The organism is Nostoc sp. DedQUE08 (assembly GCF_034530895.1).
Lineage (GTDB): Bacteria > Cyanobacteriota > Cyanobacteriia > Cyanobacteriales > Nostocaceae > Nostoc.
Window position 1 is genome coordinate 47,812 of the sequence record NZ_JAVRCD010000047.1, and the last position, 17,154, is coordinate 64,965.

Annotated in this window: 13 protein-coding genes and 1 tRNA gene; 10 read left to right on the plus strand and 4 right to left on the minus strand. The window is 41.4% G+C overall.

Annotated features, from left to right (window positions below):
* Positions 1-43 precede the first annotated feature (43 nt).
* A complete protein-coding gene (rpoD, locus tag RMY64_RS26355) occupies positions 44-1,213 on the minus strand; it encodes an RNA polymerase sigma factor RpoD (RefSeq protein WP_322669476.1) in 1,170 nt (389 codons plus the stop codon).
* 889 nt (positions 1,214-2,102) lie between these two features.
* Between rpoD and RMY64_RS26360 the strand changes: the two genes are divergently transcribed.
* Positions 2,103-2,285 carry a hypothetical protein gene (locus RMY64_RS26360; RefSeq protein WP_322669475.1) on the plus strand — a complete coding sequence of 61 codons (183 nt, stop codon included), beginning with the start codon at positions 2,103-2,105 and terminating at the stop codon, positions 2,283-2,285.
* A gap of 449 nt (positions 2,286-2,734) precedes the next feature.
* Here RMY64_RS26360 and RMY64_RS26365 read toward each other — a convergent pair whose 3' ends face one another.
* On the minus strand, positions 2,735-3,361 hold the full coding sequence (locus RMY64_RS26365) for a fasciclin domain-containing protein (RefSeq protein ID WP_322669474.1): 627 nt from the start codon (positions 3,359-3,361) through the stop codon (positions 2,735-2,737).
* 358 nt (positions 3,362-3,719) lie between these two features.
* A complete protein-coding gene (gene gyrB, locus RMY64_RS26370) occupies positions 3,720-5,657 on the minus strand; it encodes a DNA topoisomerase (ATP-hydrolyzing) subunit B (protein ID WP_322669473.1) in 1,938 nt (645 codons plus the stop codon).
* Positions 5,658-5,976: 319 nt separating this feature from the next.
* Between gyrB and miaA the strand changes: the two genes are divergently transcribed.
* A complete protein-coding gene (gene miaA, locus RMY64_RS26375) occupies positions 5,977-6,882 on the plus strand; it encodes a tRNA (adenosine(37)-N6)-dimethylallyltransferase MiaA (RefSeq protein ID WP_322701554.1) in 906 nt (301 codons plus the stop codon).
* A 60-nt stretch (positions 6,883-6,942) separates the two neighbouring features.
* Here miaA and RMY64_RS26380 read toward each other — a convergent pair whose 3' ends face one another.
* On the minus strand, positions 6,943-7,629 hold the full coding sequence (locus RMY64_RS26380; protein ID WP_322669471.1) for a Uma2 family endonuclease: 687 nt from the start codon (positions 7,627-7,629) through the stop codon (positions 6,943-6,945).
* Positions 7,630-7,761: 132 nt separating this feature from the next.
* On the opposite strand from RMY64_RS26380, the gene RMY64_RS26385 reads away from it, so the two are divergent.
* From RMY64_RS26385 to RMY64_RS26420, 8 genes are all read left to right on the plus strand, one after another.
* Entirely contained in the window at positions 7,762-9,525 is a 1,764-nt protein-coding gene (locus RMY64_RS26385; protein WP_322669470.1) for a WG repeat-containing protein, read from the plus strand.
* A 379-nt stretch (positions 9,526-9,904) separates the two neighbouring features.
* Positions 9,905-11,377: a glycolate oxidase subunit GlcD gene (glcD, locus tag RMY64_RS26390; RefSeq protein WP_322701555.1), complete on the plus strand. Its 1,473-nt coding sequence runs from the start codon at positions 9,905-9,907 to the stop codon at positions 11,375-11,377.
* A gap of 389 nt (positions 11,378-11,766) precedes the next feature.
* On the plus strand, positions 11,767-13,005 hold the full coding sequence (locus tag RMY64_RS26395; protein ID WP_322701556.1) for a glycoside hydrolase family 10 protein: 1,239 nt from the start codon (positions 11,767-11,769) through the stop codon (positions 13,003-13,005).
* Complete coding sequence (locus tag RMY64_RS26400) at positions 13,005-13,568, plus strand: hypothetical protein (protein WP_322701557.1); 564 nt, start codon at positions 13,005-13,007, stop codon at positions 13,566-13,568. Before RMY64_RS26395 ends, RMY64_RS26400 begins: the two co-directional genes overlap by 1 nt.
* A gap of 347 nt (positions 13,569-13,915) precedes the next feature.
* Positions 13,916-16,165: a GAF domain-containing protein gene (locus RMY64_RS26405; protein WP_322682589.1), complete on the plus strand. Its 2,250-nt coding sequence runs from the start codon at positions 13,916-13,918 to the stop codon at positions 16,163-16,165.
* 62 nt (positions 16,166-16,227) lie between these two features.
* Positions 16,228-16,299, plus strand: a tRNA-Lys gene (locus tag RMY64_RS26410).
* A gap of 181 nt (positions 16,300-16,480) precedes the next feature.
* On the plus strand, positions 16,481-16,828 hold the full coding sequence (locus RMY64_RS26415) for a helix-turn-helix transcriptional regulator (protein WP_322701558.1): 348 nt from the start codon (positions 16,481-16,483) through the stop codon (positions 16,826-16,828).
* Between the two features lie 9 nt (positions 16,829-16,837).
* The gene (locus tag RMY64_RS26420; RefSeq protein ID WP_322701559.1) at positions 16,838-17,038 is read left to right on the plus strand and encodes a hypothetical protein; all 201 of its coding nucleotides are present in this window, start codon (positions 16,838-16,840) and stop codon (positions 17,036-17,038) included.
* Positions 17,039-17,154 lie beyond the last annotated feature (116 nt).

The following is a 17,154-nucleotide window of genomic DNA, read 5'->3' on the forward strand; positions in this document are numbered from 1 at the left end:
CTAATGACCAATGACTAATGACTAATGACTAATGACTAATTGACTACCGAATATATTCCTTGAGAACGCTGTTACGATTTGGATGGCGTAACTTGCGGAGTGCTTTCGCCTCAATTTGACGAATCCGTTCGCGGGTGACGTTGAAAATCTGTCCGATTTCCTCAAGGGTCTTCATCCGACCATCATCCAAACCGTAACGCAGTCTGAGAACGTCGCGTTCGCGTGGGCTGAGACTGTCGAGGACTTTTTCAAGGTCTTCGCGCAGAAGATTTTTGGAAACTTGGTCTTCTGGTGTCTCACCATCGGATTCAATAAAATCGCCCAACCGAGAATCTTCTTCTTTACCAATTGGCGTTTCTAATGAAATTGGTAACTGGGCAGATTTCGCAATAAACCGCAACTTCTCAATGGTCATTTCCATACGAGTGGCGATTTCTTCTTCGGTGGGTTTGCGACCCATTTCTTGAGATAGTAACTTGGTAGTTTTCTTAATCCGAGAAATGGTTTCGTAAAGGTGAACTGGAAGCCGAATTGTGCGAGATTGATCTGCGATCGCGCGGGTAATTGCTTGACGAATCCACCATGTAGCGTATGTAGAAAACTTATAACCTTTTTCGTGGTCAAACTTTTCAGCGGCACGAATCAAACCGAGACTGCCTTCCTGAATTAAGTCCTGGAACGACAAACCACGATTCATGTATTTCTTAGCAATTGAAACTACAAGACGGAGGTTAGATTGCACCATCTTGTCTTTGGCCCGACGACCAACATGGAGGCGATAACGAAAGGCTGGTAGTGGCAGTTGTACTGCTTCTGCCCATTCACTATCTCGAGGATCGCGATCTAATTGCTCCGAGAGTCTTTCGCGTACTCTCTCTAATTCCAGCAAATCGGCTATTTTCCGCGCCAATTCAATTTCTTCGTCTGCCCGCAACAGACGAATTCTACCAATTTCTTGCAAGTAAAGCCGAATTGAATCTTCTGTATAGTGCTTTTTCTTGCTTTGTGTCCGACGACGCGATTTAGCGGCTTTTCCAGACTTTGCGTCGTCCTCATCAGACTGAGGCTCTAAAAATTCCTCGTCACCTTCATCTACGATCAGCAAGTCCTCTTCATCGTCTATTAAGAGTTCTTCTAACTCGAGCTCAGGCTGATTCATTATTTCTAGGTCAGGCTGATATATGCTTTCGAGTACGTTGTTAGCCTGGTTCATGCCGCGTTCCTCATGCTCCTTGCAGAATCAATTACTCAAGATGTGTTTACTGCTCTTTTAAACGAGCCAATTGCCAACCGAAAATAAGCTTTTTGGCAGATTTGCCAGAGATATTTTCGGAAATTTTAGACCTCCGGTAGGAGGGTTTTTACTTTAGTTTAAGCAACTACTAAAGGTGACTTGCTCACTTTAGTAAATGTTATATGTGTTGCTATCACATATTGCTTTCAACTAACTGGTCAAAAGAAAGACTCGCCTTTATCAAAAAATTTACCACTCTATACAAATGAGTTCATACTGTTGGCAGATTTTTGTATAAAGACTCTTCCGATTGTAGCCTGTTTCACAGAAATTGCACTCTTTTTGTGTATTAATCATGAATTCATTAAGCAACTTTTAGCTACTTTCACCAAAAAGACATTGAAAACGGGATTTATACCCGGAAATTTTTTCTCTACTTTTCGGAATTGCAGTGACGCTCTTATTACATTACGAAGTAAGTACGCTTGCTTATGCCGAATTTCATGTATTTTACACAACATTAATTACTGAGAAAGAGTGAATTATATGTTAACTCAGACTATTCCTCTTAACCTAACCATTTTTACATTTCCTTCATAAATTAAGCATCCCTTAGACTAAAACGGGTATTGTCCTTGGGTAAATACAACAACGGTGGTGTTTGCCTGAAAGCAGTTAACCTTTTGCGTACTAACTACCTTAACTGAGGAGTTGAGGCGGTGGCAGAATCGATGCGATCGCAGATCGATTTAGGTTTACTAATTTGGTCTTATTCACACGTTAGCGCACTGTGGTGATTTCAGCCCTATGAAACTTGACAAACTTTTTTTATTGTATACAAGGATATTTTAATCAATTCAAAAACAATTTGTCCTGCGAACTTGCCAATCTTGTCTTACTCTTAGGCAAAAGTACATTAGATACATACAAGACGATCGCGATCGCCACAGCACTACATGAAGATATTAACAAGTTTTCAGCCTTCTGGTGTGTACTTTCAACAGCTATTACCTCGAACACAGAGAACCCAGCAGATTACCTGATGATTTAGTTACAAGGACTTTTTACGTAAATTAATTGTAAATTTCAATACTTTTATTTCGGTAATTTTTTGTCATCTGATAATGAGAAATCCTCAAAATACTTATTAATTGCTGTTGGATAGATGATATTTAGTTATTTCCTTAAAGCATAACAAATGTGTTTCTAGCTAGTGGTTCAAATTAATCAGCGAGTCAGAGCAAAGAGTATTATCTGGACTAACTTTCCAATAAAGTTGGTAGTTTTGCTAACAATTGAGCATTGATTGTTTTGACAATATTGACAATTGGTAAATTATATGAATTTGCAAGCGAAAAAATGAAATTTATGTAGTTTTTGTAGTAAAGCCTATTACTTGTATGACAAGTCAACTTAATTTTTTTTATTGATTATTAGAGATTAATTCAAAATCACAATGGCTTTCAAAGTTGAAAACTGGAGACTATGAACTTTGCAGAATTAGCGTGGTGTTGGGGTGGTGTTTAGACTTGCAGGAAAATTAGGTGGCACAAGTACCCGATCGACTACATGAACGATGCCGTTGCTAGCTGGGATGTCTGGCTGAGTCACCTTAGCGTTGTTGACTGTGATTGAGTTGCTGGCACGATCGACTGCGATTTTAACCGGACTACCCTCAACTGTTTTAACTTCTCCAGATGTCAATTGCTGCGAGGTAATTCCTCCAGGTATGAGGTGGTAGGACAGAAGCTTGACTAATTGTTGTTTGTTTGCTGGTTGTAAGAGTTGGTCTAGAGTAGCTTTTGGTAAAGCAGAGAAAGCAGCGTCAGTAGGTGCAAATACTGTATAAGGGCCTGGTGTCGCCAATTGTTCAGTTAATCCGGCAGCTTGCACTGCTTGGATAAGAGTTTTAAACTGTCCTTGACTAGCTGCTGACTTTGCCAATTCTGCTAAATTTTGGGTGGCAATAGTAGGAGTAGGAGTTGGCGTGACGGGCAAGACAGTTGTTGAAGGGACAGTTGCTGTAGGAGTTTCTACAACAGGTTGAGCGCAGGCAGACAGAGCAACTAAGCTACCGATGCCAATAATATTGAACAATGTTCCTACTATGCTTTTGCTCACTTTCATAGCTTTGTGTAGAATCCAGTTAATAAGGAATTATTAACAATAGTTAATGAATTTGTGAATATAGTCACTCATCTAACGACATAATTTGTAGTGGGAAAAATATTAATCCGAATTTTTTCTAAAATACATAATTTGTCATCAACCAAAAGAGGTAGTTTTTATAAAATTTTGGATATCAAGTCTTTACTAAAATACGTGAGTTCGACGAGTGCTATTTTGATCTCTCCCCCAGTCCCTCTCCTACGTCCCTTGCGCTGTGTTGCAGTAATGTCAAGCAATACTTGAAAGCTAAAGATCCCCGATTTATTTGAGAAATCGGGGATCTTGTTTTTTACAAATGATTTCGGACTGCTGGTACTTAGATATCTAGATCGGTGAAGTTGAGTTTAGAGCCATAGGTTTCGATGAATTCTCGTCTGGGTGCGACTCGATCGCCCATTAAAATTGTGAAGATGCGATCGGCTTCGGCGGCATCCTCAATTTCGACTTGCTTCATTTTACGAGTTTCTGGGTTCATGGTGGTGTCCCAGAGTTGTTGTGGCATCATTTCACCCAAACCTTTGAAGCGTTGGATGGTATAGTTGGCGTTAGCCGGAAATTTGGCGATCGCTTGATTTTTTTCGCGATCGCTATAGCAGTACTCATGATTACGTCCACGTTCTACTTTATACAGTGGGGGACAAGCAATATAAATAAAGCCTTGTTCGATGAGCGATCGCTGATATCGATAGAAGAATGTTAACAACAAAGTCCGAATGTGCGCTCCATCTACGTCAGCATCAGTCATGATGACTATCCGGTGATAGCGCAGTTGGGTGGAATCGAATTCATCACCTTTGACACCTAAACCGAGGGCTGTAATTAACGCTTGAACTTCGTTATTTTTATAAATTTTAGCGTCGTCGGTTTTTTCAATGTTGAGAATTTTACCACGTAGAGGCAAGATAGCTTGAGTGCGGCGATCGCGTCCTTGTTTGGCACTCCCGCCGGCTGAGTCCCCTTCTACGATGAATATCTCGGATTCGCCAGGGTCACGAGAACTACAATCTGCCAATTTACCGGGTAATGGTGAAGATTCCAGTACAGATTTGCGTCTGACTAATTCCCGTGCATGACGCGCGGCTTCTGCGGCTTTGAAAGCTTGGATAGCTTTATCTAAAATTGAATCAGCAACACTGGGGTGAAATTCTAGGTACTCAGTGAGGACTTCTCCCACCAAGGAATCCACAATACCGCGAACTTCGGTGTTACCGAGTTTAGTCTTAGTTTGTCCTTCAAATTCGGGATCGGGGACTTTCACGGAAATTACCGCAGTCAAACCTTCGCGGACGTGTTCGCCACTGAGGTTAGGTTCATTCTCTTTAATTTTATTGCGCTTGCGGGCGATCGCATTTAATGTCCGAGTCAGAACTGCTTTTAACCCTTCTAAGTGCGTACCACCATCCACCGTGCGAATATTGTTAGCAAAACCTAGTACATTATCCGTGTAAGCATCAGTACACCACTGCAAAGAAACTTCCACTTGTACATTGTTCCGTTCCCCCTGCACATAGATAATTTCTTCATGCAGCGGTTGCTTCTCGCGGTTCATGTACGCAATGTACTCTTTGATCCCACCCTTGTACTCGTAGGTTTCTACCTTGGCTGTATCGCTTTTTAGTAGTTCTAAACGGTGGTCAGTAAAAGTAATTTTGACACCTGCATTCAGATACGCCAATTCCCGTAGGCGACCTGATAAAGTGATGTAATCAAACTCAATGCTAGTAGTGAATATTTGGACATCCGGCTTAAAAGTAACAGAAGTTCCAGTTCTAGCTTCTTTGTAAGGCTTGACTTGCAGTTCACTAACTGGGACACCACGTTCATAGCGCTGAAGATGAACCTTTTTATCTCGCCAAACCGTAACTTCTACAACTTCAGATAAGGCATTAACAACAGAAATACCAACCCCGTGCAATCCTCCCGAAACTTTGTAACCACCACCGCCAAACTTACCACCAGCGTGCAGTACCGTCATTACGGTTTCCAAAGCCGATTTCCCGGTACGCGAGTGAGTATCTACGGGAATACCGCGACCATCATCTGTTACAGTCACCGAACCATCAGCGTTGATATCCACTTCTATATGAGTGCAATGACCCGCCAAAGCCTCATCGATTGAATTGTCCACCACCTCGTAAACTAAATGGTGGAGTCCTCGCGGCCCAGTGGTACCGATGTACATTCCTGGTCTTTTGCGGACGGCTTCCAGACCTTCCAGAACTTGAATCTGATCGGCACTGTAACTGCTCGTCATGTAAACTCTCCTGATGCGTGGGTTTAAAATCGCCGAAAGGCAAATAAAAGTAAAAACACTCCAAAATTGTAACACAAAAGCCTTGCTGGCGTCTGTAGGGCATTTTCAAGAGAAGTTTATACTGGGGTTGCAGTACCGTGGAAGAGGGCAGGGGAGCAGAGGAGCAGGGGAGCAGGGGAGCAGAGGGGCTGGGGGAGCAGGGGGAGAAGAACTATTAATTATTGTCTAATGCCCAATGCCCAATGCCCAATGCCCAATGCCCAATGCCCAATGCCCAATGCCCAATGTCCCATAGCAAATGACAAATGACAAATGACTAATGACTAAATTAATTGTGATTTGTGGAGCAACGGCAACGGGTAAATCGGGTTTGGCTTTGGCTTTGGCGATGCGTTTGGGTTCTGTAATTCTCAGTGCTGATTCTCGTCAAGTTTACCGTGAGTTTGATATTGGGACAGCTAAACCAACTGTAGCTGAACAAAGATTGGTGCCACACTATTTAATAGATATCTGCAATCCAGCAGATATGATGACAGTATCAGACTATCAGCAGCAAACACAAGCCTTAATTGCTTCTGTTGGCGTTACACCACTGTTTCTAGTTGGTGGCACTGGTTTATATATACGTTCGATTGTCCAAGGGATGCAAATTCCGAGAGTTGCACCACAAATGGAATTGCGATCGCAGCTTGAATCTCTCGGTCAACCACAACTCTACGCAATGTTACAACAACTTGACCCAGTTGCAGCACAAAAAATTCATGGTAATGATTTAGTACGAACTTTAAGAGCATTAGAGGTATATTATGTTACTGGATATCCGATTTCAGAACAGCAAGGGGAGAATCCGCCCAATTATCCGATTTTGCAAATTGGTTTAGATTGCGATGTTGAAAAGTTGCTTGCTCGTATTCAACAGCGTACTGAGCAAATGATAGCAAATGGTTTGGTTGCTGAAGTGGAGTATCTTTGTCAAAAATATGGCGCTGATTTGTCTTTGTTGAATACTTTGGGCTATCAAGAAATTAAACAATATTTGGCTGGGGCTATTTCCTTAGATGAAGCGAAAGAATTAACAATTTTGCATACGCGGCAATTTGCCAAGCGACAGCGTACTTGGTTTCGAGCCTATCCACAAATTGAATGGTTTGATGCCGATGATCCTGATTTATTAGAGAAGGTTTGGCATCGTATAAATAAGTTTAAAATTTGCACAAGTTCGTGATAAATTTTTGCTCATGTAAAGACGTAAAAAACTTAACTTTGCGTCTTTACAGCAAGTCTTCTAGAGAGTATCAGGATCTACACCCATAGCCCGTAATCTATCTGCTAGGATTTGGGCGCGTTGTTCGGCTAGGGAAGCGCGTTCATCTCCAGTCGATAAAACATTACCATCTTGGTAGCACCAGCGTAACCAAGTATCTTGTCTATCTTCAAATTTTCCTTCCCACAAAGTTACACCTAAACCAACTTGTTCTAACCAATTTTCGGAAGTTTCAAAGTAGCGCCTTCCTCTAAGCTCATAAACGCGCAAGACTTTTTCTCCTAATTGCTGATTCTGGTCATATACGATGTAGTAGCTAGCCCGCATTTGTTCATAAATTTTCAGTTTTTTGCCCAGTTCATCACCTTCTTTATTAGAGACAATTTCAATCACGACTTCTGGAGGTTTGCCAAAACGCCAAACCATATAACAGCGATTTTGTTTTTCCCACCAATTTTGAGGTACTTGCACATCTAAGCTGAGAAAAACGTCGGGTACAATTGCGGGTTGACCGTCTGTATGGTAGATACCAACATTCGCTGCTGCTAACAAACTTTGCTGCTGTAGAGAACTGTAAAGAGAACCAACTAAGAGGCGTTGTTGTTTTTCAGAAGCAAAATTGTCCACAGGTGTATCATCTTCAGTGACTAGCTGGTTGGCATCTGGCACATAGTAATCATCATCATTGATTAGAACTTGCTGAACCATGATTTTATCCAGTATTTGAGAGCGTTATTTCTAGGTTAGTTGATTGGGGATGAGAGAGTGCGTAGTCGTTTACCTACAATAACGGTTAGGTTGTGTCAAAATCTACAGATAAAGGTCTGTAACATTAGCATAATGATTGGATACATACTGCGACAGCGTTACAAAATTATCCAAAAATTAGGAGCGGGTGGATTTGGGGAAACCTATCTAGCTGAATACCCGCAGGATTTACCTGTTACTCCTAAGTATAAGTGCGTTATCAAGCGGTTGACCAAACCCCAAACTCCAGATATAGATACTGTAGAAAGGTTCAAAAAAGAAGCAGCAATTCTATTCACATTGGGTAAGGAACACCTCCAAATTCCCCAACTTTATGACTTTTTAGATGAATATAAAGAATTTTATCTAATCCAAGAATACATTGATGGGCATGATCTGAGTAATGAAATCACTTCAGGAAAACCGTGGAGTGAAGCTGATGTGATTCAACTTTTACAAGATATTTTAGAGGTGCTAGCTTTTGTCCACGAACAGAATGTGATTCATCGAGATATCAAGCCATTAAATTTGATGCGGCGGTATTCAGATAATAAACTTGTCCTGATTGACTTTGGGACAATTAAAGAAATCAGCACTTCAGGAATTAATAGTCAAGGAAAAATTAGCACCACGATGGCCATTGGTACTCGTGGTTATATGCCGAATGAGCAATGGGAAGGGCATCCTCAGCTATGTAGTGATATCTATGCTTTGGGAGTTACAGCAATCCAAGCTTTAACTGGATTACCCCCACAACAACTACCAAAATCTAAGACTCTGGAATTAATATGGCGCGACTGTGCTCAAGTTAGTGATGGGCTAGCAGACTTTTTGACAAAAATGGTGCGACGTGATTTCCACCAACGTTATAAAAATGCCAATGAGGCAATGCAAGCCTTAAACCACTCTGGTTTAAGGCTTGCACCATCTCCTGAATCATCACCAAAACCAATTAAGATTGGCGAAAAGTATGGTTATATTAATAAGACAGGAAAGGTAATCATTCAACCCCAATTTGATAAAGCTTGGCAATTTTATCAAGGGTTAGCATTAGTAAAGATTGGCAGCGAGTTTAGCTATGGTTATATCAACAAGATCGGGCAGCTAATTATCTTACCCCAATTTAAATTTGCTAGTAACTTTTATGAAGGACTGGCAGAAGTCTTGATAGCTGGTAAATGTGGCTATATAGACAAAAGTGGGCAACTAGTTATCTCACCCAAATTTGATGAAACTTTGGGATTCTCTGAAGGAATAGCAGTTGTCAAAATCAATGGCAAGTGGGGCTATATTGACAAAAGTGATAAATTAGTAATTCAACCCCAATTTGATGAAGCTGGAAGTTTTTCTGAAGGAATAGCAGCTGTCAAAATCAATGATAAATGGGGCTATACTGACAAAATCGGGCAATTAGTCATTCAACCTCAATTTGATGAGTCTTGGGATTTTTACGAAGGGTTGGCAATGGTCAAAATCAATGACAAGTGGGGCTATATCAATAGAGTTGGACAACTAGTTATTCCACCTCAGTTTGAAGATCATGCACTACTATCGCAAGGAATTTTTTCCGAAGGTCTTGCAGCAGTAAATATGGGCTATAAATTTGACTACAAGTTTGCCTATATTGACAAGAGTGGAGGAGTAGTCATTGAACCGATGTTTGATGTGGCTTTAAAATTTTCCGAAGGGCTAGCAGCAGTGAATATTGGGGACAAGTGGGGTTACATTGACAAGATTGGGCAGTTGGTCATCCAACCCCAGTTTGATAGTGCTAATGAATTTTCAGAAGGGCTGGCAGAAGTTAAGCTTGGTAAGCAAGACCACTACATTGACAAAATAGGAAAATTAATTTACTAATCCATGAAACTATCAGTGCTACTTAGGTATAAGCTGAAGATAAGTGATATCGCTATCTCAGCCTATAGAATCTGTGTTCTTACTCCATATTTAGGAAGCAGCTTGTCACCAGCAGTTTATGTGTAGAGCGCACATTAGGATGGAACAAAGCTAGGGATAGAATGAGTATTTAGACTTAGAAAAAATATCTTTGTTAAGAGACATCGCACCTTCTGTACTCAAATCATGCGATCGCACTTACTCTACATCAAAGGCATAGACGCAAAGCGGTTTGTCGTCACACATCGCTTTTACTCACTTTTGACTGCTATTCTTGCAACAATAGTAATTACAGCTATACTAACCAGCCTGCAACATCTACCTTGAACTTTAAAAAACTATGCTTACCCAAGATAAAAAACAACGCAACTGGAAACCCATTCTCAAAGCATTCGAGGCTGTCCTTGGCAAAAATGGTGTGGTGCAACGCCGCGAAGAACTCATTACCTATGAATGTGATGGTTTAACTGGCTATCGCCAACGTCCGGCTGTGGTGGTGTTACCCAAAACTACAGAACAAGTTGCCCAAGTTGTGAAGATATGCAATCAATATTCTATACCCTTCATCGCACGTGGCTCTGGTACTGGTCTATCTGGCGGCGCTTTACCATTAGAAGATTCTGTTTTAATTGTTACTTCCTTAATGCGGCAAATCCTCAGCATTGATTTAGAAAATCAACGGACTGTTGTACAACCAGGGGTGATTAATAGTTGGGTAACACAAGCTGTTAGTGGTGCTGGATTTTACTATGCTCCTGACCCTTCTAGTCAAATTATCTGCTCTATTGGGGGCAACATTGCCGAAAATTCTGGTGGCGTACATTGTCTTAAATACGGCGTTACTACTAACCACGTTTTAGGATTAAAAATTGTCACGCCAGAAGGGGAAATTATCGATATAGGTGGACAAATTCCAGAAATGCCTGGTTATGATTTAACAGGTGTTTTTGTTGGTTCCGAAGGTACTTTAGGAATTGCCACAGAAATTACGTTGCGAATTCTCAAAAGTGCAGAATCAATTTGTGTGCTGTTGGCAGATTTTACTAGTATTGAAGCTGCCGGGGCAACTGTTTCTGACATCATCAGCGCTGGCATTATTCCTGGTGGTATGGAAATGATGGACAACTTCAGCATCAATGCAGTTGAAGATGTTGTCGCAACTAATTGTTATCCCCGCGATGCAACAGCTATTTTACTAATAGAAATTGACGGTTTAGAAGTGGAAGTTGCAGGAAATAAGCAGCGAGTTACCGAAATTTGTAAAAAGAATGGGGCGCGGAATGTCACTTCTGCTACTGACCCAGAAACTCGTTTGAAATTATGGAAAGGACGCAAAGCTGCTTTTGCTGCGGCTGGGCATTTAAGCCCAGATTATTATGTGCAAGATGGTGTAATTCCCCGGACTCAGTTACCTTATGTTTTACATGAAATTGAGGCGTTAAGTAAACAATACGGTTATCGTGTTGCTAATGTGTTTCATGCTGGCGATGGCAATCTTCATCCGCTAATTCTTTATGATAATTCTGTGTCTGGTGCATTAGAGCAAGTAGAAGAAATGGGTGGAAAAATTCTCAAACTTTGCGTCCAAGTCGGTGGTAGTATTTCTGGCGAACATGGCATCGGTGAAGAGAAAAAGTGCTATATGCCACAGATGTTTAGCCAAGTTGATTTAGAAACTATGCAATGGGTGCGACAAGTTTTTAATCCTAAAGGGTTAGCAAATCCTGAAAAGATATTCCCCACACCACGAACTTGTGGTGAAGCAGCAAATACATCAGCACTCAAGCGATTTGAAGGTGTAGAAAGATTTTAAAAAGAAAGAATTCAGGAGTCAGAATGGGCTAAACGCCCCGCTACCGCTAACAGGAGTCAGGAGTCAATACAGGATAAAACCAAAACACTTGTAGAGACGGCGATTTATCGCGTCTCAAAAACCCACAATTTTGTACAAGTAGCGCTTTGAATTGTATTGAGTTAGGAGTTAAGGAGTTTGGATTTAGAATTTATTAGGTTTTGGTATCCTCAAGTATATTCTTAACCAAAACTGGCTCCGTATTATTTCAAATATTCTGACTCCTGACTTCTGAATTCTGACTTCTGAATTTTGAATTCTGAATCATCATTCCTTTACATTATCCGGAGGATTGCAACTTTATTTTGTAGTTATATATATATTCCGATCGCACTAGGTCACGCTTACAAATGAATCGGGTTGCTCGCCGTTGTGTTGCTTACTTGCTGTGTTTGGGATTAGTAGTCAATTTAACAGTTTTTTTACCCTCTTCACTGCCAGTTTATTCCCAAAAAACCAGTCCTTTAACTACAGAAATTCGCGGCGTTTGGCTGACTAATGTTGCTAGTGGTGTACTATTTTTACCTTGGGGTATTAACCGTGCCATAAATCAATTATCGACTCTCAACTTTAATACGATTTATCCTGTAGTTTGGAACCGAGGACATACTTTTTATAAAAGTGCTGTAGCTAAAATAACTACAGGTTCAGAAACTCAACCTTTGCTTAACTTCATGCACGGTGGACAGGATGTTTTAGCAAAAATAATCACACTTGCCAAAAATAAAGATTTGAGAGTTATTCCCTGGTTTGAATACGGGTTCATGACACCACATTATTCACAATTAGCAAGGCGTTATCCTGACTGGTTGACAATTGGACAAGAAGGTATAAACTCTATTCAAGATGCTCCACCAGAAGAAATCGACAATCTTTTAATCACTAAACAAGCTTGGTTAAATCCCTTACATCCACAAGTACAAGAGTTTATCCAAGGGTTAATTTTAGAAGTAGTCAGGGATTATGATGTGGATGGTATTCAACTTGATGACCATTTTGGGATGCCTGTACAGTTCGGTTACGATCGCTTCACTATTGAACTCTACCAGCAAGAACATCAAGGCAAAAGTCCCCCTAATGACCCTTTTAACCCAGAATGGATGCGGTGGCGGGCAGATAAAATTACTGATTTCATGGCAGAAATCTATCAAGCTGTGAAAGCAGTTAAGCCCAAAATCAAAATATCTCTGTCTCCTAACTATCAAGCTTTTGCTTATAAATACTATTTGCAAGATTGGGAAAATTGGGTAAAAAAAGGTTTAGTTAATGAGTTAATTTTGCAGGTGTATCGACATGACAAAAAGTCTTTTATCGCTCAACTAGAACTTCCATCGATAAAATTGGCTCAAAGTCTAATTCCTGTAGGTATTGGGATATCAACAGGAACGGTAGGTAATCCGGTAAAAATGGCACAAGTTAGAGAACAGGTTCAGGTAGTACGCGATCGCAATTTTGATGGTATCTCTTTTTTCTATTGGGAGAGTCTGTGGGGTTACATCGTACCGGAATCACCCCAACAGCGACGCAAAGGTTTTTTTGAGATGTTTAATGCAAAAACCGTCAGACTATTACAAACAAAGAAACTTTGATGCCATTCGCGCCTAATAATACTAGATTTGCCTTTACATTGCTGTGGACTTTAGCTACTTTTGGCGGATTTTTATTGAGTTTACTGCTAATTGAAGTCGGCGAAAAGCCAGATGTTGGAGTGGTAGAGGCGGCTATCGGCTCAATTGCGATCGCACTTCCTCAAGGTTGTCTTCTCAAACAACCTATATGTTGTATCAGGTGGATTTTGTCAAGTCTTTTGGGTTGGAGTATTATTACTGCGATCGGTATTGGTGCTGTGGGTTGGATTGTACCTAGCACTCAGATTCTTCCCTTGAGAATCCTGTCAGGGGCGGTTTATGGTGCCCTTGGCGGCTTGGGGATTGGATTGGCACAATCGTTAGCAATTCCCCAGCCTGTAGCTTGGCGATGGATATTCGTCTCTGCGGCAAGTTGGGCGGTTGCTGTCCCTGTGGGTTCTGCTGTGGGAACGATCTGGCGCTACTTAAGCCAGTTATTTTTAGGTGAAGTCATCGGATTAGGCATCACGTGGCTACTAGTTGGTATCCTCACAGGAATCAATGCTCACAAATTGCGATTGTAAGTTGCCACAGACGCAATTAATCGCATTTTTATTAAGAATTATAAACTTAATTGATATATATTTAGGTTTGCACTTAGATATATGCAACAATCTTAAAAAACTGTTAAAAATAAATTGCAGTAAATTTGCCCTCACCTGCAAATGTATTTTCACCTTCAAAAAGCAGGATTTTGTTAAGCTGACTCCTATTAGCTTTCCTAGATTTCTGATAAGAAGTAGAGAAAGATCAAAATTTCGATGAGCAACGGCTGACAATACTTTGCTATAGGCGCTAAAGTGCATCTACTGCAAGCTTAACGACAAGAGAGCGCCTAGAAGAGTCAGTAATACAAGAGTGGGACTCTCGCATGAATATAAATCCAGTGGAATCAACTATGGAGTTGACAAAATTATCACCACCTCAAATTCTTTTCGGCACAGAAGTAGATGAAAAAAGTAGTAGCGAGCAGTTTCTACTAAGCATGTACGATTCTGTACAGGCATCAATATTTGTAGTTGATGTTTTGGAGGATGGAGATTTCCGATATGTGGCACTTAATCCCACTCATGAACGGTGGATAGGGATTCGCTCAGACGATCTTCGCGGCAAAAAACCAGAGGATATTCTCTCTGCTATTGATGCTGCAAAGGTGCGTCAACATTATGCTGACTGCGTGCAATTCGGCACAACTATTTCTTACGAACAATGTTTGCAATTTCAGGGAGTTCCCACTTGGTGGAGTACGACTCTCACGCCACTAAAAGATGCTAACTCCAAGGTTTATCGATTGATTGGTACTAGTAGCAATATTACTTCTGTAAAGCAAGCAGAACAAGCAGTTGGACTTCAGGGTGAACGAGAGCAACTGCTAGAAGCGATCGCTGGACGGATTCACCAATCTGTAGAATTAGAGACAATTCTGCATCAGACTACAATTGAACTGCGGCAATTTTTGAATTGCGATCGCGTGTTGATTTATTGCTTCGAGACTGATGGTAGTGGAGTAATCATTGCCGAATCAACTGTAGCTACCAGCGATCCCCTATTGGGCAAAAACATCACCGATCCCTGCTTCAGTGGCAAACATCCAGAACACTACAGACAAGGTTGCATTCAAGTTGTCGAAGATATTTATGCAGCCGGCTTGCATCCTTGCCATATAGATTTCCTGACATCTTTGCAGATCAGAGCCAATCTCGTCGTGCCAATTTTCCAAGAGCAAGATATGTGGGGGCTATTGATTGCCCAGCATTGCCACCAATCGCGTCAATGGCAGCAAACGGAAACTGACTTGACTCTTCAGTTGGCAACTCAAATCGGCGTTGCAGTCCAACAGGCACAACTTCATCAGCAACTCCAGGATCTCAAAGCCAAGATGGAGTTACAAAAGCAAAAGCACATCAGTCAGTTGCAGCAGGTGCGAAACTTTGAAGCCTTGGTGCGACGGATGACAGAACAAATCCGCGACAGTCTGGATCAAACTCAGGTATTGCAGACACTTACCCAGGAATTAGCAAAGTTACTAAACCTTGAGCGTTGCCAAATTGAACTCTACAGTACCTGTCAAACTCTAGTTACTATTGCTTACGAATACAGTATTAATTTGCCCCAATGTCAAGGATTAACTAAACAGATTGCAGATTATCTTGAAGTTTATCAGCCGCTGTTGCAAAAACAACCATTGCAATTTTTGGAAATTGTGTCGGAATGGCAACCAAAGTTGCTAGTTATGTCCCAGATGGCTTGCCCAATTTTCGATACTCAAGGGATTTTAGGAAATATTTGGCTGACAAGACGATCGCAAGAGGCTTTTGACGAATTTGAAATTGAGCTAATGCAACAGGTAGCAAATGAATGTGCGATCGCCATTCGTCAAGCCCAGCTTTACCAACAAAACCAGGCACAGGTAAAAGAACTAGAAAAATGCGATCGGCTCAAAAACCAATTTCTCAGAACCTTATCCCAAGAACTGCGCACACCAATAACCAGCATCAGCCTTGCAGTCCAAACTCTCGAAAGTGTCCTCACACCAGCAGAAATATCAGAGATAGAAATAGTGCCGCAACTCTTGCAGATTCTGCATAACGAGTGTGGGCGAGAAAGCAAGTTAATTAACGACTTACTCACACTCACATATCTCGAAGCCGAACCCGATCCCCCAACCTTGATTGCCATTGACTTTCAAAGCTGGCTTCATCCCATTATCGAGTCTTTTCGAGACCTCACCAACTGCCAGCGACAGCAGTTAAACCTGACTGTCGATCGGGCGCTGCCGCCTTTAGAGACAGATATCACTGATTTGGAGCGGATTGTCACCGAACTGCTCAACCATGCCTGCAAATACACCCCTGCCGGGGAAGCGATCGCAGTCTCTGCTCAGTTGATCGGGGATGCAGTCGAGCTTAATATTACCAATTCGGGAATAGAGCTTACCAGCAACGAACTCTCGCGGATTTTTGAACCTTTTTATCACCTTTCCAAACACGATCCTTGGAAACATAGCGGCACGGGGCTGGAATTGGCATTAGTGCAGAAAATGGTCAGACATTTAGGCGGCTCAATTTATGTAGAGAGTGCAGCAGGTCAAACCACCTTCACCGTCAAATTTCCCCTTTAATTCGTTTTTTGGACATAGCACTGGCAAATCTGTTAGAAGTTTGCTATCATGGTTTTTCGTGCGGGTGACTAGCTCAACGGTAGAGCAGTAGACTCTTAATCTATTGGTTGCGGGTTCAAATCCCTCGTCACCCACTCTTTCCAGCCCTCCAGAGTTGTCTTTGACTAATTCTTGACTAAATAAAGCAAACGCTCTCCCCTGAAAGCCTTGTTTATCAAGGATGAACGCCGCTAAAGCTTTGACTAATTTGAATAAAAACGCCTACTGTCAACTAGATAGGCAAAATTCATATCATCGATAAAGAAGAATTTCGACATGAATAATATCTACTGCTTGGATACCAATCGCCTATCAGGACTAGTTCGTAGTAAACGCGGCGCTAGAGGGCTGCGCGAAACCTCCACAGAAATTGGCAATGTTAGTACGGCTACTTTGTCAAGAGTAGAAAATGGCAGTACCCCTGATATGGAGACCTTCTTAGCCCTTTGCAACTGGCTACAAGTACAGCCAGCCGAGTTCTTCGTCGCTGACCAAGCAGAACTAGAGTTAGATGCTGAAGAAGAGATCATCTTGTTGCTATTGGGAGACAATCGGCTTGATTCCAATACAAGTTATACGCTAGCCCAAATCGTCAGAGCAACTTACCGTTATTTACTAGAGTGAATCCCCAGTATGTCTAAAGAATTACAAGAAAAAGTTGAACATCAAAGGCACATACTCATTACGCGCCTAAGACAGTTTGCTGAGGATATTAACAAAGAAGCTGATTTAATAGAACAAGGCAAAAATCCTAAATCCACGGGTATAGACTTGTTAGCAAAAGCTACCCCCTTAAATGCGATTGCTGGATATCTTGCATCTCTAACAAACTGAGCTAAGGTAAATGCCCGCACGAAAGCAAGGGTTAAAGTTGGAAAAAAAGTTTCAGTTACCCTGAATCCCCAGAGGGTTACTCATCTTGCTGAGTCGTTTCTTCATACTCGCGAATC